The sequence below is a fragment of the Burkholderia arboris genome, assembly GCF_038723655.1.
GTDB lineage: Bacteria > Pseudomonadota > Gammaproteobacteria > Burkholderiales > Burkholderiaceae > Burkholderia > Burkholderia arboris.
This window is the reverse complement of sequence record NZ_CP109823.1, coordinates 39344-59450: the sequence shown is the minus strand read 5'-3', so window position 1 is coordinate 59450 and position 20107 is coordinate 39344. Positions and strand designations below refer to the sequence as shown.

At 68.3% G+C, this 20107-nt stretch carries 15 protein-coding genes; 9 read left to right on the top strand and 6 right to left on the bottom strand.

Translation table 11 applies throughout. The features are described from left to right. The first annotated feature begins 32 nt into the window (after positions 1–32). The 6 genes from sctS (at position 33) to OHZ10_RS33195 (ending at position 3914) form a co-directional block, all read left to right on the top strand. Positions 33–296 carry a type III secretion system export apparatus subunit SctS gene (gene sctS / locus OHZ10_RS33220; RefSeq protein WP_059241447.1) on the top strand — a complete coding sequence of 88 codons (264 nt, stop codon included), beginning with the start codon at positions 33–35 and terminating at the stop codon, positions 294–296. 37 nt (positions 297–333) lie between these two features. Beyond that, the gene (locus OHZ10_RS33215) at positions 334–1347 is read left to right on the top strand and encodes a hypothetical protein (protein ID WP_342706301.1); all 1014 of its coding nucleotides are present in this window, start codon (positions 334–336) and stop codon (positions 1345–1347) included. 137 nt (positions 1348–1484) lie between these two features. Continuing rightward, entirely contained in the window at positions 1485–2753 is a 1269-nt protein-coding gene (locus tag OHZ10_RS33210; RefSeq protein ID WP_342706300.1) for a secretion protein, read from the top strand. Positions 2754–2771: 18 nt separating this feature from the next. Continuing rightward, positions 2772–3014, top strand: a complete 243-nt coding sequence (locus tag OHZ10_RS33205; RefSeq protein ID WP_059241441.1) for a hypothetical protein — start codon at positions 2772–2774, stop codon at positions 3012–3014. Between the two features lie 146 nt (positions 3015–3160). Next, on the top strand, positions 3161–3367 hold the full coding sequence (locus OHZ10_RS33200; RefSeq protein ID WP_059241440.1) for a hypothetical protein: 207 nt from the start codon (positions 3161–3163) through the stop codon (positions 3365–3367). Between the two features lie 91 nt (positions 3368–3458). Next, positions 3459–3914, top strand: coding sequence for a CesT family type III secretion system chaperone (locus OHZ10_RS33195; RefSeq protein ID WP_059241437.1), 456 nt, complete (start codon positions 3459–3461; stop codon positions 3912–3914). A 369-nt stretch (positions 3915–4283) separates the two neighbouring features. Here the strand turns inward: OHZ10_RS33195 and OHZ10_RS33190 are convergent, their stop codons facing one another. From OHZ10_RS33190 to OHZ10_RS33175, 4 genes are all read right to left on the bottom strand, one after another. Then, complete coding sequence (locus OHZ10_RS33190; RefSeq protein ID WP_174992388.1) at positions 4284–5516, bottom strand: MFS transporter; 1233 nt, start codon at positions 5514–5516, stop codon at positions 4284–4286. Next, positions 5506–7101 carry an FAD-binding oxidoreductase gene (locus OHZ10_RS33185; RefSeq protein WP_059241433.1) on the bottom strand — a complete coding sequence of 532 codons (1596 nt, stop codon included), beginning with the start codon at positions 7099–7101 and terminating at the stop codon, positions 5506–5508. Before OHZ10_RS33185 ends, OHZ10_RS33190 begins: the two co-directional genes overlap by 11 nt. 2 nt (positions 7102–7103) lie before the next feature. Continuing rightward, a complete protein-coding gene (locus OHZ10_RS33180; protein ID WP_342706299.1) occupies positions 7104–8345 on the bottom strand; it encodes an aromatic ring-hydroxylating dioxygenase subunit alpha in 1242 nt (413 codons plus the stop codon). Between the two features lie 122 nt (positions 8346–8467). Continuing rightward, positions 8468–9217 carry a hypothetical protein gene (locus OHZ10_RS33175; RefSeq protein ID WP_342706298.1) on the bottom strand — a complete coding sequence of 250 codons (750 nt, stop codon included), beginning with the start codon at positions 9215–9217 and terminating at the stop codon, positions 8468–8470. A gap of 795 nt (positions 9218–10012) precedes the next feature. Between OHZ10_RS33175 and OHZ10_RS33170 the strand changes: the two genes are divergently transcribed. After that, the gene (locus OHZ10_RS33170; RefSeq protein WP_340625944.1) at positions 10013–10519 is read left to right on the top strand and encodes a hypothetical protein; all 507 of its coding nucleotides are present in this window, start codon (positions 10013–10015) and stop codon (positions 10517–10519) included. A gap of 275 nt (positions 10520–10794) precedes the next feature. Here the strand turns inward: OHZ10_RS33170 and OHZ10_RS33165 are convergent, their stop codons facing one another. After that, positions 10795–14388 carry a YadA family autotransporter adhesin gene (locus OHZ10_RS33165; protein ID WP_342706297.1) on the bottom strand — a complete coding sequence of 1198 codons (3594 nt, stop codon included), beginning with the start codon at positions 14386–14388 and terminating at the stop codon, positions 10795–10797. Positions 14389–15526: 1138 nt separating this feature from the next. Here OHZ10_RS33165 and OHZ10_RS33160 point away from each other — a divergent pair. Then, the gene (locus OHZ10_RS33160) at positions 15527–16342 is read left to right on the top strand and encodes a response regulator transcription factor (protein WP_059241424.1); all 816 of its coding nucleotides are present in this window, start codon (positions 15527–15529) and stop codon (positions 16340–16342) included. 106 nt (positions 16343–16448) lie between these two features. Next, positions 16449–17558, top strand: coding sequence for an alpha/beta hydrolase (locus OHZ10_RS33155; RefSeq protein WP_342706296.1), 1110 nt, complete (start codon positions 16449–16451; stop codon positions 17556–17558). Positions 17559–17565: 7 nt separating this feature from the next. Here OHZ10_RS33155 and OHZ10_RS33150 read toward each other — a convergent pair whose 3' ends face one another. Then, positions 17566–19758 (bottom strand): TonB-dependent siderophore receptor, encoded by a 2193-nt coding sequence (locus OHZ10_RS33150; protein WP_342706295.1) that lies wholly within the window; start codon positions 19756–19758, stop codon positions 17566–17568. Positions 19759–20107 lie beyond the last annotated feature (349 nt).

Here is a 20107-nt window from a genome sequence, read left to right as displayed (position 1 = left end):
CGATATCGAATGCTTGCTTACGGGAATTCTCGATGGAAATCGACGCGCTGATCGGCGCCGCCGCCCAGGGGATGCTGCTGTGCCTCTACTGCTCGCTGCCGGTCGTCATCGTGGCGGCCGCGGTCGGGCTCGCCGTCTCGTTCCTGCAGGCGATCACGTCGATGCAGGACCAGACCTTGCCGCATGGCGTGAAGCTCGTGGCGGTGGTGATCACGATCATCATCGTGGCCCCGCTCGCGGCGTCCTCGGTCCTGCATTTCGCCAACCAGATGATGCGCACCGCGTTGCCGCAATGAATGGCATCGTCACGACGATCCCCGGAGCGGCATGTCGATGAGCCGGATCTCGCACAATCCTTATGCTGCCGCACAGGACGGGCTCGCGCAAACCGAGCGGACCCGCGCCGAACACGGACGCGACGACGCGCGCGCGAGCCATCAGGCCGCGCTGTTTCGCGGCCGCACGCTGTTCGCGCATGCGCGCAACGTGAGCGCGAGGCTGCTGGCGAACAAGCAGCTGGCCGCCCGGATGCGCGCGCGCCTCGCGCAGGCCCGGCGGAAAAACGCCGGCAAGCGCGCGCGCTTCGCGATGCCGCGCAAGGCAATCGCGCAACCGGCGCAGCAACGGGGTCCGCACGGCACGACCCGGCGGGGTACGTCGAGCCCGCTGTCCGGATTGCGCGTCGGTCGTGACGGCGGACGCGGAGGACAGCGCGGCGGCGAGCAGCAGTCGTCCCAGCAGGACGGGAATCAACAGCAGCAAGGCCGGCAACAGCAGCAGCGCGAACGAGAGCCTGGCACGCGGCGCGCGGCGGCCGCCTTGCTCGACGACGCGACGGTACCCGGCTGGCTGGCCGGCGCACTCGGTCATGACGCCGGCGGTGCGCGCGAACAGGCCGTTGCCGATGCGTGTTGCGACGCGTTGCTGGCGATGCGCGACGAGCTCGCCGCGGCCCCCGGAACGCCACTCGATGCACGAATGTATCGCGTCGCCCGTGAAGTCACGCTGGCACGCACCTGGCTCGGCCCGTCGAGCGCGACCGGTTTCGACGCGGTGCGCGCGCGGCTCGTCGAGCGGTCCCGGCTGCGCAGCGCCGCCACGGGCGCCGGAGAATCGCATCCGGCCGACCGGGCCGCACCGGCCGTCGAACCGGCCGCCCGCATCCGGCATTTCAACCTGTTGCTGGGATTGCAATTGCTTGCGCTCGAACGGCCGGCGATCGGCTCGCGCGCGGCGCGCGCCGACAGCATCCTGGCGTCGCTGGAAGCCGGTGCGCACGCGTCGAACCTTGACGCGCGCGACCTTCCCGGCGACGACACCCCGTCTGACCCGCCATCGACTCGTTGACCGCTTCGCAGACACGCACGCCGGTTCGCGCGTCTGCCGGGCGACGGAACCGACGGCCGTTACAGTGAAAGTATCGAAAGCACGCGACGCCGCTGCGATGCATGTCGCCTGCGTCACCGCACGGATCCGAATCGACCATGAAACTGCTGCGCATCCTCACGGGACACCACGCCGGCGCCCAGGTCCATCTGGAGCCCGGTGCGTATCGCGTCGGCGCCGACGACGACGCCGACATCCAGCTCACCGACTGGCGGGGTGCCGACGTCCTGCTGGTGGTCGAATCGAACGGCGCGGTCAGCAGCCAGCGGCTCGAGCACGCGGACACGAACGATTCGCTCGCCGCCTTCGCTGCACCGCAGGCAGACCTGCCGCGCGACGGCGATGACGCGGCGTCGGCCCGCGCGGCTCGCGGCGACGCGTTCGCCGGGCACGACGACGAACCGCCTGCGACGCTGGATCCTTGCAAGGTCTGGATGGTCGACTTCGTGCCGTTGCAGTTCGACGACATCGCGTTGTGCATCGGCTGGGCGGACGACACGTGGCCGAGCGACCTCGCGTTGCTGTCGACACTGCTGACCGGCCCCGCCCGCGCGTCGAACGAAGGCGACGACACGCCGCGCGGCGCCGCGCGCGTGAAACGGCTGCGCTATGCGGGCATCGTCGCCGCGTGTGTCGCCGTCGGCGCGGGCGTGGCCGGCCTCAGCTTCGCGCTGACGACCAACGTCAGCCGCGCCGCGCTCGCGCCGCCCGACGTGCTGCTCGAGCAACGCGTGAACCGCGCGCTGGCCGACGCGCACCTGAACGAGCTACATGCGGCCCGCGATGGCGGCGACGGCGCCGCGCGCGCGGTGGTGACGGGGATGGTCCGCTCGGCGAACGACGATCATGTCGCGCGGCAACTGTTCGACCGCATGAAGCCGGCCGTCATCGTGCGCCGCTATCGGGTGGCCGACGACATCGCTCGCGGCATTCGCGATGCCGTCGACGTCGACGGCGTCCAGGTCGCTTACGACGGCCACGGCGTGTTTACGGTATCCGGCGCGGTGGCGGACCGGCAACGCGTCGAGAGTGCGCTGACGCGTATTCGCGGCGATTTCGACAAGAGCGTCACGCAGATTCGCGTCGCGTTGACCGACATCGACCTGCCGGCGCCGGCCCCCAAACAGGGGAATTTCACCGCGCTGCTGTCGTCGGGCGACGTGCGGTATGCCGAAACGCCGGACGGCGTGAAGCACATCTATCCGGTGCCCGACGCCGCTGACGACATCGCACCGGAAACGGCCGCCGCATCGGCGCCGGGCGCGGCATCCGCCACGCCGGCGGCGCCCGCCACACCGCCCGTCGCGCGGGTCGATCCGGTGCCGTTGCCGTCGGACGACCGGGCCGCCGCAGCGTCGATTCACTGAAGCCCAAGGGGAATTCGCATGTACGAAGCAATCGAACGCCACGCCGAGGATTTCGGCAACCTGCAGAACCTGCTCGCCGACCCGGCCTCGGGGCCGCGGCTGATCGAGCTCGAGCGCGCGCTGCAGCTCAGTGCCCAGGCGGTCGGCGACGCCCGGGGCGGTACCGACCTGGACCGCAGCAACCGCTCGAAGATCTATCTCGGACTGATGGCGGCCAGCCGCCTCGTCGCGCAGCTTCGCGAGCAGGAACTCGCGAAGTAGCGCCCGGTTTTCGCGCTTGTGCGCGGAATCCCGCGACGCCGGGCGACCGGACCGTCGCGATCTGCAACGTACTGTCGAGAAAGTCGCCCGCATGCAATCGCGGCGGCGTTCGGACAGGCTCTTCTACACGTCGAAAGGAGTCGGACATGAGTATTGGCAACGTCGTCGGCAGCGTCGCGGGAGGCGCGAATTCGGCTGCCGCCACCGGTGGCATCATCGGACAGCTTGGGGCCGCCGGGAACGAACAACTGGCGATCGCAGGCGCCGTGTCGAACATGCAATTGAAGCAGGCGACCGGCGAGGCAATGAAAGCGGCCTCTTCGGGTGTCAAGGAGGCCGCGAAGCCCTCGTGATCGAGACGAAGGCAACCGGCGCCGCGACCCTTGTGCCGGTCGGGTCGCGGCGCGGTACGGCCGGCACTTCTTTCGACGGGTCGCAAGGCCGATGAGCATCGATATCTATACCGCGCTGGTCGGCGAACTGTGCGCCGCCGTCGGCTTGCCCGACGTCGACCACATCCTGCAGACGCGGACGATCGAGGTCGAGGGTTTCGACGTGCGGCTCGATTACTTCGACAACGACCCGGGCGCGCTCTACGTCAATTTTCATTACGGCACGGTCACGGCCGGCCGCACGTTGACGATCTTCCGGCTGATGCTGGAAGCGAACCTGCTGATCTATGCGCAGGACCAGGCACAGCTCGGCATGGACAGCGATACGGGCGGCATCGTGCTGATCGTGCGCGTGCCGTTCGCCGACGACGTGACCGGCGAGACCCTCGCCGACCTCCTCTCGCACTACGCCGAGCACGGCCGGTACTGGCGGCAGAACATCATCGAATCGAACGACGACATGTTCGAAGGTATCGCGACGGGTGAATTCATCTGGCTGCGCGCGTGAAGCCTCGCCTGACCCAGGCTCGCGCGGCGGACCGGCACTTCGCGTCCGCCAATCCGTCTTCGCATCGATGATGTAACCCGCGTGGCGGTGCGCCTGTGCTGGTTCCGGAACCCGTTGCCCCCGAAGGTCACACGTGCGACGCACTGGAACACCGGTCCGCGGCGTTCGACGTCGGTCGTCATGCGATGGGGACGGACGGGGGCGAGCCCACGCGCGGATGGGCCGCGCATCGCGGGCGCGGTGCGCGTGTCGTTGAATGTCCTGCCGCGTCTGACCGCCCATTGTTCCGCGCTGATTGCGACGGTCGACGCAGGCGCATCCGTCATGCGCGCGGGGCCAGGCCGTACCCGATCGCGCAGCGTCAGACGGTCAGACCGTCGGGTCGCCGCGCCACGCACGCGCACGCCACCGTGCCCCGGCATGCAACCCGGCCCCCGCCGCGACGAATGCCGTGCACACGGCCAGCACGCCCGGCCACCCTGCCGTCGTCCACGCCGGCACGGCCAGCGCCGTGCCACTGGTGCCGCCGATGAAGTACACGATCATGTAGACGCCGTTGATGCGCGTGCGCGCGGCCGGCCGCAGCGCATAGATCACGGTCTGGTTGCAGACCATCGCGGCCTGGATGCCCATGTCGAGCAACACGATCGCCAGCGCCTCGACGGCGACCTGCCCCGGCCACGCGGCGAACAGCACCAGTGCGACGAACAGGCAGGCCAGCGCGCGCCCGAACACGCGCTCGGGTCCGAGCACGTCGGCCGCGCGGCCGATCGCCGGCGCGATCAGCGCACCGGCGATGCCCGCGAGCCCGAACAACCCGTCCACGGCCGCGCCCCATGCCGGATGCGTGTGCCGCAGATGCAGCGCGTAGCTCGCCCACAGCGCGCTGAACGCGCCGAACAGCAGCGCGCCGCGCCACGCCGACAGCCGCAGGCGCGGTTCGTCGCGATAAAGCGCGTGCAGCGAGCGAAGCAGGCTCGCATAGGATTCGCCGGTCGTCGCCGGCGAGCGCGGCAGCCGGCGCGACACGAGCCACGCGAGGAGGGCCTGCGCGAGCGCCGCGAACGCGAACATCGCGCGCCAGCCGAGCGCGTCGGTCAGCGCGCCCGAAACCACGCGGCTCGCGACGATGCCGATCAGCAGCCCGAGCATCACGCGCCCCACGACACGGCCGCGCCGCGCGGGCGCCGCCAGCGTCGCCGCGAACGGCACGGTCAGCGACGCGGTGGTCGCGAACACGCCGCTCGCAAGGGTGGCGAGCGCCTCCAGCGCGAAGAACGGCGCAAGCGCCGCACCGGCCAATGCAAGCGCACCGAGCCACGCGAGACGCGCGACCAGCGAGCGCTTCTCGTAACGGTCGCCGAGCGGCACGAGCAGCACGAGGCCGGCCACGTAGCCGACGTGGCCGAAGATCGACAGCGTGCTCGCGGTGGCCGGCGCGACGCCGAAGCTCGACGCGATCGCAGTCGCCATGACCTGGTTGTAGTAGAGGCTGCCGGCCGAGAACGCGCACAGCGTCGCCATCAGCGCGACCTGCGCGCCGGTCACGCCGTCGGCGGCGGGCGTACCGGCCGCCGCCCCTTCGCGCGGATCAGCAGCCATCGCCGAGCGCTCCCGGGTTGACTCGCCGATCCGGATCGAGGCTCGCCTTGACACGCCGCATCAGGTTCCACGACCCCGGTTCCAGCACGCGCTCGAACGGATAGTCGCGCGACACCTGCCAGCTCGCACCGCCCAGTTCCGCATACGCGAGATAGGTCGCGTCGCGAATCGCCTGTACGGCGGCCCGCGCGTCGGGCGCGGCTGGCCGGTCGGCCCACGGCGCCGTGACGTCCGCCCCGACCGTCGCGACGTGCAGCGGCGTGAGTTCGTCGCGCCAGTAGAACGCGGTCTCGAAGAAAAACTCGTTGCCGATGCACATCAGGAAATGCGAGCGGCTGATCCCGTGTTGCGTCATCAACGCATCGAACGTTTCAAAGTGACGCGCCATCGCATCGCACACGTACAACGCATCGGCGAGTGCGAACGTGGCGTGGCACGGTACCCAGCGTTCGCCGTTCAGCCCGAGCATGCCGCGCACCGGGCCGAACGGTTTCGCGCGAATCACGCGCGGCACCGAATCGGGCAGCTCGACGCCCTCGTACAGCACGATGGCGCGCACCTCGGCCAGCGCCTCGCCGAGGCGTCGCGCCGATTCGTCCTCGACCATCAGGTGCAGCGTGTACGGATACGCCGTCAGGAACTGCGTGCCGCCCGCGGCGACCGCCACCGCGTCCTTCACGCCGGCCGCGAGGCTCGTGCCGGCGCCGACCACCGCCAGCAGGTTCTTCACGCTGTCGGCCGCGCGGTTCACGCCGGCCGACTGCAGCGCCTTGTTGCGGTCGATGCCGAAGCTCTCCGCGATCTTGCCGGTCTGCGCCAGCCGCACCTGCGCGTCGACCATCGCCTGCATCGTCGCGAAGCCGGCCGACAGGTAGCCGACATGCGGCGTACGCTCGATCAGGCGCAGCGTCGCGGCGACCTTGATGCCGAACGCACCGTTGTCGCCGAGAAAGAGCCCCGTGAAATCGGGGCCGCCGCCGTGGCGCGTGAACGGCTTCGCGCCGCGCCGCCCGCCCGATCCGGTGGTCACGCAGGTGCCGTCGGCCAGCACGGCCGTGACGCCGAGCACGCTGTCGGCCACCGTGCCGTGGCGGCTCGATCCGTAGAACGCGCTGTTCTGCGACAGTGCGCCCCCGACCGTCCCGCCGATCCCCGACATCGGCCCCCAGTACGGCGTGCGCAAGCCGGTGGGCAGCAGCGCCTCGTGCAGTTCGGCCCAGGTGCAGCCGGCTTCGACGGTGACGAAGCGGCTCTTCTCGTCGATTTCGATCACGCGCGACATGCGCCGCGTGTCGACCACGATGCAGTTGCGGTGCGGCGGCAGATAGCCCTTGCCGTACGACAGGCCGCCGCCGCGCGGAATCAGCGCGACGTCGAGATCCTGCGCGAGTCGCGCAAGCGCGACCACGTCGTCGGCGCTGCGCGGCAGCGTGATCGCCAGCGGCGCCACGCCCGGTTGCCAGAACACGTCGTTCGAATAGAACGCAAGCGACGGTTCGTCGGTCAGCACCGCGTCGGCGCCGATGAGCGCGCACAGCCGCTCGCCCAGGTCGCCGTGCGACGGCCCGTTGAATGCAATCTGCATGGTCAGGCCTCGACTGAAATCGGGTGGAAGCGGAGTGCGTCGTGCCGTTCGGCGGGCTGCGACGGCACAGCCGGTTCGGGCGCCATCCGGCGCGCGAGCGAGAGCTGGAACGCATGCAGCGGCCCTTCGTGGAACGGCGAGAACGGGCCGGCGCGATAGCCGGGCGAGCGGCGGCACGCGTGCATGCCCTCGATCATCGGAAGGTCCTCGCGATTGATGCGATCCCAGTTCGCGCGCACGCGCTCGCGGAGCGCTTCCAGCGGATCGCCGTCGTCATTCGTGGCCGGTACGCCGGCGGACGGCGTGCCGACGAAGAAGAAGTACACGTGCTCGTCGGTGGTCTGCACGTCGACCGGATCGACCGTCAGCACGAACAGGTAGTCCGCATGCAGGCCGAGCATCAGCGTGGGGCTCGCGAGCAGGTACTCGGCGCCGCGCGCGCGTTGCGGCGACAGTCCGGCGAACGTCGGCAGGCCGCCGTGGCCGGCGGTCGCCGCATCGTAGATACGGGTGCCGACGCCGCAGACGTGCGCGTCCACGATCGGGTAGTGCTCGTTCCACAGCGACGCCTTGTTCAGCGCGGGATGCACGAACGGGTTGTGATAGCTGTCGAGAAAGTTCTCGACGACGAGCTTCCAGTTGCCGTGCACGCGATAGTGCAGCGCGCCGCCGTACTGCAGTTGCGAGAAGTCGTAGTCGTGCCAGCGGCGCTCGAGCGCCGCCAGCGTATCGGCGAGCGGCGCGGCTCGGCCGCCCGGGTTCACGCAGACGAGACCGTTCCAGCTCGCGCTTCGCACGCGATCGAGTTCGAGACACGCGCGGTGCGAAGCATCCACGTGGTGGTCGTGAATCCCGTTGAAGTGGCTCGCACGTTCCAGCGCGCCGTTCAATCCGTATCGCCACGCGTGATACGGGCACCTGATCGAATGGACGTCGCTTGCCGTCTCGCTCACGAGCGGCACGCCGCGGTGCTTGCAGATGTTGTGAAAGCAGCCGAGCATGCCGTCTCGATCGCGCGTGACGACGAGCGGCATGCCGGACAGCGTGACGGGCAGCACGTCGCCGGGCCGGGCAACCTGTCCGCCGGCGGCTGCGACGCGCCAGTGGCGTTGGTCGAGCACCGCGCGTTCGTGGGCGAAGATCTCGGGGTCGGTGTAGAACGCCGCCGGAAGCGACGTCGCGTGCTCGAGCGGCTTCGCGAGATGCTGTGTGAGGACATGTTGATAGCGCTGCGCAGCTTGCATGAAATTCCCCAGGGTTGGGCCGCGCCCATGCGGCCGTGACAGCGATCGTAGGAGAAGCGTGCCGTTGCGGCGGCCGCGATGCGAAACGGTGGCGGGCGATCCGCAGCGGACGGCCATGCGATTCAGCGCAAGATGCGTCGGATCCCGTCCCTCAGTGCCTGCAGTGGATTACGGTGCGCGTCGGCGCGTGCCGGTGCAGGATTGACCTGCGCGGGCACACCGGGCGAACGATCGGGTACTTCCCGCAAGATGTGCGCCGTCGCATGGGGACGAACCGGTTTCGGCGCCTGCAGCGGAACGTCGGCAACGGCCACCGGCACGTGTCCCGCCGGGTTCGCGGGCAAGCTGTCCTGCACGCCTTCACGCGCCGCCGAATGGCTGCCTGACGGCTCGGTTGCCGCCTCCGGTTCCGTTGCATGCCCGGTGCGCGTCAGGAACGCGCGCCAGTCTTCGTGGCCCTCCGTCTGCGCAGGGCTGCCGGATGACGATGGCGGCGCCGCCGATCCAGGCGCATGCCCGGTACGCGTCAGGAACGTGCTCCAGTCTTCATGGCCCCCCGTCTGCGCGGGGCTGCCGGATGACGATGGCGGCGCCGCCGATCCAGGCGCATGCCCGGTGCGCGTCAGGAACGTGCTCCAGTCTTCGTGCCCCCTCGTCTGCGCAGGGCTGCCGGACGGCGATGGTGGTGCCTCCGACCCAGGCGAATGCCCGGTACGCGTCAGGAACGCGCGCCAGTCTTCGTCCGGCTGTTTCGGCGCGCTGGCCGGCGCTTCCGCATGCGGCGACGAATGACCGTTCGACGCAGCAGAAGCCGTTCTGCCCGGCTCCGGCAAGCTGCCGGGCGGGCTCGTGTTGCCGGCGCTTGCGGGCACGTTGCCGATCCGCCATGCCGCCGGCCGGCGGATGGGCGATGCCGTCTCCGGGGAGACGGGTCTTGGCGTGACGACGGACCTCATGTCGGCCTTCGTCAGCGGGCTGACGGGCCGCGGAGAAAAAGGCGTATCCGCCCGGGCGCCGATCGTGCGCAGCCGTTCGAGCACCGCGCCGCCGGCCGGGCTGGACGGCTGCGCTGGCGGGCTGTCGTGGCGCTCCGGCGCCGGCGTAGATGCAGGCGGACTTCCGAATGAAACCTGACGCGGCCCGCTGACCGTATTGTCCATGTGCTCTCCGATACCTGTTCGCTAGCATGGGGCTGGGGTGAACGCCCCTTCGGCAAGGCCGTGCTGACGCCGACTCCTGCAGAAATACCTCGGTCCGTCGATTGCGGCCGGACGCAATGCGAAGCGGCGCGCGCAAACCCGCAATCGATGCCGCCAGCGTCACGCTCGCTTCGCATCCGGCGACCGCGGTTCCGATGCGGCGGCGATCGGCGCGCGAGGCCCGCCTACATTCCGTTAACCCGCCACTCATTTCCTGAACGCCATGCAAGTGACGCGCACCCCGAGTCCCGATTCCAGCCCGCGAAACAGCGAAAGCCCTGTCGACAGTTCGCACTGAGCGCCAGCGCCGGCGCCAACCGTCGATACTGCCGCGCAAGCCCAGATCCAATCGCAGTTCCCGCCCCCTTGTCCGGACAGCGCCGTCCAAGTACGGCGTCGCTGGAGAGCGCGGGCGAAGCGCCGCCGGCACAGCTTTCGCGCCGCCGGCACTACGCCGACGGAACGACGATGGGAGCGGTCGACCCGCATGACGCGAACACCAGGGACGAACTCATCAGATTCCCGTTCGAAATAGACGCGGACGATCGTGGCCCACTTGCCGCCCGTTTCGAGGAGGATTACCCGCCCGACGCATTCGACCCGCGCAACTATGACGGGGTGGTCGTCGCGGTCAAGGACGACGTGATCACGGGTTTCATGGACGATTCGGAAACCGGGCTGCACGCGCCGGGACAAGTCGCCCAGATCAATATCCTGGTCGCCCGGGAACATCGGGGAACGGACGCCGCGAGAAACCTCGCGAAACAGGTCGACGACGCGTTGATCGCGAAGGGTGATCGATACAGGCTGTCTCGCGTATGGGACAGCAATACGGCGCAACTGGAGCGAAAGCAGGCGCGCGGCTGGCGCCCCGACCCGGCGCTGACCGAACCGGGCCGGACGCAAGCGTTCTGGATCGCGCTCGATCCACGATTCAAGGACATTCCGCCGCCGCGGCAAACCAGCGTCCGCTGAGCGTCCCGGAACCGCATGCGCGTTGCATCGTCCGCCGCGCGCATGCGGCGGCGCCGCGAGTATCGGCGCAACGGCGGGCGCGTCGATTCGCGCGCTGCCCGGATTCATCCGCCTGGTCGAACAGACCGGCGCATGCCTGCCGCCAGGCGGGCCGCTGCGCAAATGGCCCGGGGTCCGTCAACGGACCCCGGGCCACCGGGCGATCACGGGTACCGGGCGCTGCATCCATGCCCCGGCGCCCGCACCGCTCAACGCTCAACGCTGCGCGACCTGCATCAGAACTGATAACCCGCGCCGACCACCGCGCCGAAGTCCGACCGCGTGTTGCCCGTCACCGACGCCTTGACGACCCAGCGGTTGCTCTCCGTCACGTACGAGTAGCCGGCCGCGAAGCCCTGCTGACCGTGATAGTTCGACGTCGCCGCCGACACCATCGAGCGCCCCGCGCCCGTCGGCTGCGGCAAACCGGCCACCGCCATCGCCGACGCGACGCCGCCGTACATGTCCTTCTTCAGGTCGTTGAACGCGTTGTACACCTGGCCGACGCGCTGGTCGGTGTAGCCCTTCGCCTGCGCCGATGCCGTCGACAGGTTGTCGTTCAGCTGCTGCACGTTCACCGCGTCGGTCGGCGCCGTCCCGGCCGCGACGTTCGTGACCTGGCGCTCGCTGCCCTTCGCACCGACCGAGAACGAATTGTCGCGATCGGCGACGGAGCCCTGGCCAACCGCCACCGCATTCTTGCCGGTCGCGGTCGCCGTCGACCCGATCGAACCCGCATCGGCACGCGCGATCCACGACGTGTTCGCATCGGTCGCCGCCGCGCGGATCTTGTCGTTGGCCGCGGCATTCTGCAGCGCGGTGTTGAACTGGCCCATGTTGACCGCGTCGTTGGCGTTCACGCCCGCCGCGACGCCGGTCAGCACGCGGTCGCCCGCCGTGCCGGAGAAGTTCACGCTGGTGCCGCCCGTGCCCTGCCCGACCGTGATCGCGCCGTTCGGATCCTGCTGCTGCACGAGGCCGGCCTTGCCGTTCGCGATGTTGGTGACGTTGCTCTGCAGGTTCGAGATGTCGGTCGTGTTCTTCGACACCTGCTGGTTGGTCGCGTAGAGCTGCGAGCCGTTCACCGCGTCGGTGCTGGTCGCGCTGAGCGTGCCTGCCTGCACGTTGGTGATGCGCGTGCCGCCGGCGCCGCCGAGCGTGATCGTGCTCTTCGAGCTGTCGTCGTACTGCACCGCGAGCGCGCCGAGCTGGTTGAGGTTCGACTGCACGCCCTTCAGCTGCTTCACGTTCACCGCGTCCGTATCGCTGGTGCCCGCCGCGACGTTCTTCAGCACGACCGCCGACGTTGCATCGCCGCCGACGAGCGACACCGAATTCAGCCGGTTGCCGTTCGTGTCGACGTCGTACTTGACGACGTTCTTCACGGCTTCGCCGGCCTGGTTCGACACCTGCGTGATCTGCTGTTCGAGCGCGGTTTTCACGCCCGACAGCTGGCCGCCGTTCACCGCATCCGTGCTGCCCGCGGCGACATTGCCGTCGGCCACGTTCGTCAGCTGCGTCGGTGCACCGCCGCGCGCCGCGCTGAACGCGCCGAGCTTCGGATCGAACTGCAGCGCGTCCTGCTGCAGCCCGGCGATCGCCGCCGTGTTGCCCGCGATATTCGTTTCGGCGTTGCCGATGCGCGTTTCGTGATTCGCGAGGGTCGTCGTGTTGCTGCCGACGCGGCCGTCTAGGTTCGTCAGTGCGTCGCCGACATTGTTGAACGCGCTGCCGCCGATCTTGTAGTTCGGAGCGGTGATCGAGCCGTCCGGATTCGACGTCGCGCCGCCGCCGAGTGCGGCCGCGGTACTGTCGATCGCGCTGCGCAGCTGTGCGCCGTTCACCGCGTCGGTGCTGCCGGCCGCGACGTTGCCGGCCGCGACGTTGGTCACGCGCACCGGGCTGCCGCCGTTGCCCGCGCCGAGCGAAACCTGCCGCTTGCTCGCGTCGTCGTATTTCACGGCCAGCGCATCGAGCTGGCTCGTGCCGTCGTGAATCGCCGCGGTCAGCTGGTCGACGTTGACCGCGTCGGTGCCGGCCTTGCCGGCCGCGACGTTGCTGATGAGCTGCGGGCCGTGGCCGCCGTGGCTCGCGTCGTAAGCGCCGATGCCCGGGTTCCACTGGAGCGCATCCTGCTGCAGCGCCGCGATATTGCCCGTGTTCGTCGTCACCTGGTTGCCGACGGTCGTGATCGACTGATTGAGCGTGCTGGTTGCCTTGCCGAGCTGGCCCACGTTCACCGCATCGTTCGCGGCCGTGCCGTCCGCGACGTTGTGCAGGCCGACCGGCGCCGCCGCCCCCGTCCCGCCCAGCGTGACGCCGCTGTGCGCGTCGCTGTCGTACTGCACGGCGTTCTTCGTCGCGCTGCTGATCTGGCTGGTGATCGACGTGCTCAGGTTGCCGAGCGTCGTACTGAGGTTGTTCGTCACGCTCGTGCTGAGCGACGCGAGGCCGCCGTTCAGCTGCCCGACGTTGACGGCGTCGTGTACGTCCTTGCCGTCGGCGACGTTGTGCAGCGTCGTGCCGTTGGTGCCCGCGAACGTCACCGAGTCGAAGCCGCTCGCGCCGTCGTACTTCACGTTGCGCGCATCGGCCGCCTGCAGGCCGCCGATGTTCGACGCCGCCGTACTCAGCGACGTGTTGATGCCGGTCACGCTGGTCTGCAGGTTCGCGATGTTCGACGCCGCCGTCGAAATGGACGTCTGAAGCGGCGTGACGCTGCCCTTCAGCTGGCCGACATTGACGGCGTCGGTATCGGCCACGCCGGCCGCGACACCGCCGATCGTCGTGCCGTTGACGCCGTCGAGCGCGATCGCCGCATGCGTGTTGTCGGTGTACTTCACGACGTTCTGCGTCGCCGTGACGATGCTCGTGCTGAGGCTGTTGCCGACGCTGGTCACGCGCTGGTCGACGTTCGAGATCGTGGTCGACAGCGAATTGCCGACCGACGTCACGCGCGCGTCGACATTGCCGATGCCCGTGCTGAGCGTGTTGTTCACGTTCTTCAGCTGCTGGACGTTGACGGCGTCCGTATCGGCCGCGCCCGCCGCAACGTTCTTGAGCTGGCGTTCGCTGCCGATTGCACCGAACGATACCGCGCCGCCGACCGGTGCGGCCGTGCCGCCGAACACCGGCGTGCCGCCGTTGTTCGCGCCGATGCTGCCCGACCCGATCGCCACCTGATTGTTGTCGTTCGTCTGCGCACCCGCGCCGATCGCCACCGATTGCGTGCCGCCCGCGCGCGTCTGCGTCGCCGCGTCGTACGACGCGCCGGCCGATACGCCATCGCTCGACGTCGGGTTCGCGCCGCCGATTGCGACCGAGCGGTCGCCGCTGGCCAATGCCGAGTGGCCGAGCGCGATCGAGCTGGTGCCGTGCGCATCCGCCACGTTGCCGAGCGCCATCGAGAAATCGCCGACTGCGGCCGACTGGCGGCCGATCGCCAGCGCGGTGTTGCCCTGCGCGACCGCCACCGTGCCGATCGCGGTCGCCGAGTTCGCCAGCGCCTGCGAGCCGACACCGATCGCAATCGCACCGCCGCTGCTGCTGCCGCCGTTGCTGCTCGCATTCGACTGGTCGCCGATCGCGATGCCGCTGGTGCCGGCCTTGGCATTCGTGCCCTGCGTCACGTTCGTGGTACTCACCGCCACGTAGGTCCCGTTCTTCGTCTTGACGCACAGCGGGTTGGTCCCGTCGATGCACTGCCCGTTCAGCGCGTTGTCCGGGTTGCCGCGGTCGACGAAATTGTCGGCGTGCGCGGCGCCGGCGCTCAGCATACCCGCGCCCGCGAACATCGCGGCGGCGAGCACCGAAATCTGCTTCCTCTTCATGGTCTTCTGCTCCGTTGTGTAGCGTCTGGTTTGAATATGGACTACTTACGTTTATTGACAGCTTCGACTTCGATTGCGATTGCGACTTCGGTGCGGAACCCGATTCCGTGATCCGGCGCTGCCACGTTGGAGGCGATCCGCATCGACCGTTCGTTTCCACCGGACGATCGAAGCCTCCGGGCCCGCCGTCTAGTTACGGCCCGTTCCGTTATTCATGAAACCTCATTAGGAATGCGTAATGCTATTTATGGACGAGCCTTTCCCCGACTGAATCCGGAGATTCAACCTGTCGTTATAAACACCTCTGATGTGAGGTCGCGCCGACCGCGACCAACCCCGCTTCTTTTATTTCATCTTCGGCAACCGGTGTTTCATTTCCGTGCCACGAGCATTTGCCCGGGCGGGCATCAATCGATGCTTCGGACTCGAATCGCACAACGTCCGGCGCACCTTGCGGCGCCTTCCGTTGCGCTGTGCCACCCGGCATTCAAAGTTCGGACGAATTATGGGACACGATCTTGAATTATTGAAGCCGACATTCTTTATAGATTGTGAAATTCAATATATTCAATGACTTACGCGAAATACCCGCGCCTCGCAAACGATTTCGTGCTGCCGAAATTAATCGCAATGTTTTACAAGGCGGATAAATACTTTGCCAAAGCGGATTTAAATTCAAATCAATCCCGGGAAGACAATCCGGAATCCAGTCGATCGCGGATCTGCGTGGCCGGCATTCGCGTAAACCATGAGTATTGACGCATATCAACGCGCGGCGTTCCTGTCTCAATCCGCCATTTTAAATATCGGGAAAGCGGGATGACGCGAATAGAGCCGCAGTGTCTGGCGGGATTTGAAAGAAGCTCCTACAATTCCGCTCGCATTGATTCCTGCAGTCGCGATCTTCACGGCGCGAGCACGGCAATCGTCCACGTCCTTACCGGCTCAGCGATCAAAAAAACGAATGCCGTGTCATGCGACGACCGGTTGTCCGTCGCGCAGTGCCGGCAACCTCTGGAATCGATGCGAGCGTGCGATGCGCTTATGCGTCGTCATAGAGCGGCTCACGACGTTTCCCCCGAACCGGGCAGGCCACCCGTGGAAACGCAGCCAACCGCCTTTTCCGAACAGGTGCACGATGCCTTCATCGATCTCCGCATTGAGCGACGCCCATCTCCTGGTCGTCGACGATCAACCCGACCAGCTGCGTCTGCTGATCGACATCCTGCGCGACACCGGATGCCGGATCAGCATCGCATCCGACGGCGCGCAAGCGTGCCAGCGCGCGCAGGCGCTGATGCCCGACCTGATCCTGATGGACGTGCGGATGCCGCGCATGGACGGCTTCACCGCGTGCCGCCTGCTTGCCGCCGATCCGCTCACGGCCGGGATTCCCGTCATCTTCCTGACCGTGGCCGGCGCATTGCACGAACGGCTCGAAGGGCTCGAGATCGGCGGCGTCGACTATGTGGTGAAGCCGTTCGAGCCGGAAGAAGTGGTCGCGCGGATTCGCGTGCAGCTCTCACGGACGCAGCGGGAACGGCCGGCCGGTCCGGAACCGGCGGACAACCTGTTCGCGGCCGGCAAGGACGACGACATCATCGTGCGGGCGGCCATTCGCCACCTGTCGCGCACGCTGAACGATCCGCCGACGGTGGAGGAACTGGCACGCGCAGTCGGCACGCACGAAAAGCGGCTGTCGCGCGCGTTTCGCGACAATCTCGGCCAGACGGTGTTCGAATATCTGCGGTACGAGCGGCTGCGGATCGCGCAGGACCTGCTGGATTCGACGTCGCTCAGCATCGCCAGCATCGCGAAGGAAATCGGCTTTTCCACGCCGGCCAATTTCGCGACCGCCTTCCGCGAGCGGTTCGGCATCACCCCGACCGAATGGCGGCGCCAGGGTCACGCGGGCGCGCGCACCGCCGCACGGGAGCCGCAACGCGGCGCGTAGCGCGCCGGTTCACGGCGTCCCGTCGCGCGCTGCCGGCTTCACGGGCCGCGGTTCACCGCCGGCAACCGGGCAACGGAATCGCCGGGCCCTGGCGCGCCGGCCGTCGTTGACCAATCGCGCCCGCCCGTTCGCCCAAACGAATCGAATCGGCGCCGCGCGAGCGCGCTTTTTTTGGCAAACTGCGCGCTTTCGGCCAAGAGCACGCCCCATGCGACGTCCACGTTTCCCGAACCATTCGATCGTCGCCTCGTTGATGCGGGCCAAACGAGGCATGCGGTCCGGCATGAAGCCACTTCTGCATGCGGGCCTCGTCGCGATGTGCCTGATCGCCCACTCCGCCGCCGCAGCGGGACAGGCAACGACGGCAACCCATCCGGCGTACTGGCAGCGCGGCAACGGCGAGCCCTATGAAGTCGCGGACACCGAAGTCCGCGACGTGCCGGACCCGGTTTCCGGCCGCGACTATCAGGTATTCGTCGCGCTGCCGCCGTCCTACGGCAGCCAGCCGCAGCGCCGCTATCCCGTCCTTTACGTGACGGATGCCGACTATGCGTTCCCCCTCGTCAAGCAGATTGCCCGCCGTCTCAACGGCGAAGGGCCGGTCGTCGAGGAATTCATACTCGTCGGCCTGTCCTATGCGCGCGGCGAAAGCGGCATGCAGAGCCGGCGACGCGACTACACGCCCACGTCGGCAGGATCTCCCGACGCACCGGCCGATGCCGTTCACGGCCAGGCCGGCGCGTATCAGGCGTATCTCCGCAACCAGGTTCTGCCGTTCATCGCGAAGCAGTACCGGACCAACGAAAGCCGGCGATTCTTGCTCGGCCATTCATATGGCGGCCTGCTGGGCATGAGGATCCTGCTGACCGAACCTGACCTGTTCTCCGGCTATCTGATCGGCAGTCCGTCGCTGTGGTACGACCGGCACGCCATGTCGCGTGTCGAGGCCGCCTACGCGGCCAGCCACCGCGACCTGCCGGCGCAGGTGTTCATGTATGTCGGCGAGTACGAGGAAGTCCGGAAGGGCGATCCGCGTTTTGCCAGGACCTACAACATGGTCACCGACACGCGGAAGATGGAGAAGTCCTTGCGGTCGAGGCAGTTCCGGTCGCTCCGGCTGCGCGTCGACGTACTCGACGACGAAAATCACCTGACGGTCGCGCCGCGCGGTTTCACGCACGGCCTCGAATATCTGCTGCCCGCCGCGGCACGATAGCGCGCGCTCACCAGTTGTATTTCGCGCTGGCCAGCACGGTCCGCTCGTTGCCGAACACGCACACGGCGTACGACTGGCAGCCGCTGACATAACGCCGGTCGAACAGGTTCGCGACGTTCAGTGCGAAACGCCAGTGCGGCATGTCGTAATGCAACGCCAGGTCGTACAACGTCGCGCTCGGCACCGTCAACGAATTGTCGGGCGCGCCGGCCGACGCGCTTTGATAGCGCACGCCGCCGCCGATCCCGACGCCCGCCAGCGCGCCCGTCTGCCAGGTCCAGTCGGCCCACAGCGACGCCATCTGCCGCGGCAGCGGCACGGACACCGGCCAGTTGTTCAGCGACGCGTCGTTCGCCTGCACGTTCTTGACGTCCTGATATGCATACGACGCGACGATCGACAACTCGCGCGTCAGCTTGCCGACCGCGCTCAGCTCGATGCCGCGCGAACGCACCTTGCCGGTCTGCACGGACGTCGTGCCGGTCCGGTCGAGATTCACCGGCGTCGGCGTCACGACGTTGGTCTGGTCGATCTGGTAGACGGCCGCGTTCAGCATCAGGTTCCTGCCGGGCGGCTGCCAGCGCAGCCCGGCCTCGGTCTGCGCGCCGCGCGTCGGTTTCGGCAGGCCGCCGCCGAACATCCGCACGCCAATGACCGGATCGAACGACGTCGAATAGCTCAGGTACGGCGACAGCCCGGCGTCGCCTTGATAGGTGAGCCCGACGCGCCCGGAAAACGCACTGACGTTCTGCTGCGCCTGCGTGCCGGCCGTCCGGTCGTCGAAGCGCGCATTCACGACATCCTCGCGGCCGCCGAGCGTCAGCGTCCAGCGTTGCCAGCGGATCTGGTCCTGCGCATACACGCCGACCGTGTTCATCGCGGTGTACTGGTCGATGTGGCCGAGCGACGTCGGACCGGAGAAGATCGCGGCCGTCACCGGCCGGTAGACGGGGTGGTACAGGTCGAGCGACGGCGCGAGTGCAAGCCACACGCTGTTGGTCGTCGTCTGCCGGTCGAATTGCAGGCCGAACAGCAGCGTATGCTCGAGCGGCCCCGTGCCGAAGCGCGCCTGCGCGTGATTGTCGATGTCGAGCCGGCTGTAGTTGAGCTGGAACAGCCCCGCGAAACGCATCATGTTCGTCGTGCTGCGGGGCGCGAAGCCATTGCCGAACACCGTTGCATCGTCGAGCGACAGGTGCGACCAGCGCACGTCCTGGTGCAGCGTCCAGATCCCGTTCACGCGGTGTTCGAGCGCGTAACCGAGCGACCATTGCTTCTTGCGGTAGTCGTTGAACGACGGGTCGCCCATGTAGGTGTCCTGCGACAGGCGGCCGTTGGGGTTCGGCAATACCGTGCCCGACGCCGGCAGGAAGTTCGACGATATGTCGCCGCTGTCCTGCAGGAACGTTGCGGAGACCGTCAGCGACGTGTCGGCGTTCGGCCGCCAGCGGAACGACGGCGCGAGCGCGACGCGCCGGTCACCGTTCGGGCCGGTCACCGCGTTGCCGTCGCGCGCGACGCCGACGAAGCGGTATGCCACCTTGCCGTCCGGGTCGAGCCGGTCGCCGACATCGAGCATGACCTGCTTGCGCGCATCGTTGCCGATCTGCACGCCGGCTTCGCGCACGCGCGCGCCGTCGGCGAGCTTCGTCTGCGCGTCGACGATCGCGCCGGGCTCGCCTGCGCCGTACAGCACCGACGTCGGCCCGCGCAGTACCGCGATCGAATCGATCGTGTACGGGTCGACGCGCCAGTTCGCGATCACGGCCGTATTCAGGGCCGGCACGCCGTCGACGTACAGCGTCGGCGTGAAGCCGCGCAGCGCCGCATACCAGTCGGTCCGGCTGTCGGCGCCGAACGTCGAGAAGCCCGGCACGTAGCGCAGCGCCTGGTTCAGGTCGGCCGCGCCGGTCATCTCGATCTGTTGTGCGGTCACGATATTGATCGTTTGCGGGATCTCGGCCACCGGCGTGTCGGTCTTCGTGCCGGTCGCGGTGCGCCGCCCGACGAGCCCGACGGACGCGCCGTCGGCCACGCCTTGCACGTCGATTGCCGGCAACACGGCTGCCGCCGCGCCGGCCTGCGGCGCGCCTCCCGCATCCGCAGCCTGCGCGGGCGCGCTGCCTGCCGCCGCCACGCACCATGCTCCGGCGGCCGCGATCGCCCTCGCGCGTCGCGCCGCACTCGTCCCCGTTACCATCGTTCCCTGCTCCGTCGTGCTGGTGGCCGATTCGGCCCGATCGTGGCGCGACGCATCGAACGGCGTCCGCCCTGTGGTGTCATGCCGGTCATGTCGATTGCGCGCGAGCCGGAATCCGATGGCCAGTGGCGTCGTTCGCGAGCGCAGCGATCATACCGGGCGAATGTGGCGCGGTCTTCAAAAAAAGTGCGCGGGCACGCGAATCCGGCGCTCGCGCGGCGAAAACGGCGCAGGCGCGCCATCGATCCGGTCGGCTGCCGCCGGGAAAGGCGGATGAAAGACGGGGACGCTAGACTGCGTTCGACCCGGAAACGGCCGCGGACCACGCGGCCCCGCACGATGCTCGGTA

Coding starts and splice junctions, on each gene's coding strand:
- sctS (WP_059241447.1), top strand. CDS start 33: ATGGAAATCGACGCGCTGATCGGCGCCGCCGCCCAGGGGATGCTGCTG.
- OHZ10_RS33215 (WP_342706301.1), top strand. CDS start 334: ATGAGCCGGATCTCGCACAATCCTTATGCTGCCGCACAGGACGGGCTC.
- OHZ10_RS33210 (WP_342706300.1), top strand. CDS start 1,485: ATGAAACTGCTGCGCATCCTCACGGGACACCACGCCGGCGCCCAGGTC.
- OHZ10_RS33205 (WP_059241441.1), top strand. CDS start 2,772: ATGTACGAAGCAATCGAACGCCACGCCGAGGATTTCGGCAACCTGCAG.
- OHZ10_RS33200 (WP_059241440.1), top strand. CDS start 3,161: ATGAGTATTGGCAACGTCGTCGGCAGCGTCGCGGGAGGCGCGAATTCG.
- OHZ10_RS33195 (WP_059241437.1), top strand. CDS start 3,459: ATGAGCATCGATATCTATACCGCGCTGGTCGGCGAACTGTGCGCCGCC.
- OHZ10_RS33190 (WP_174992388.1), bottom strand. CDS start 5,516: ATGGCTGCTGATCCGCGCGAAGGGGCGGCGGCCGGTACGCCCGCCGCC.
- OHZ10_RS33185 (WP_059241433.1), bottom strand. CDS start 7,101: ATGCAGATTGCATTCAACGGGCCGTCGCACGGCGACCTGGGCGAGCGG.
- OHZ10_RS33180 (WP_342706299.1), bottom strand. CDS start 8,345: ATGCAAGCTGCGCAGCGCTATCAACATGTCCTCACACAGCATCTCGCG.
- OHZ10_RS33170 (WP_340625944.1), top strand. CDS start 10,013: ATGGGAGCGGTCGACCCGCATGACGCGAACACCAGGGACGAACTCATC.
- OHZ10_RS33165 (WP_342706297.1), bottom strand. CDS start 14,388: ATGAAGAGGAAGCAGATTTCGGTGCTCGCCGCCGCGATGTTCGCGGGC.
- OHZ10_RS33160 (WP_059241424.1), top strand. CDS start 15,527: ATGCCTTCATCGATCTCCGCATTGAGCGACGCCCATCTCCTGGTCGTC.
- OHZ10_RS33150 (WP_342706295.1), bottom strand. CDS start 19,758: ATGGTAACGGGGACGAGTGCGGCGCGACGCGCGAGGGCGATCGCGGCC.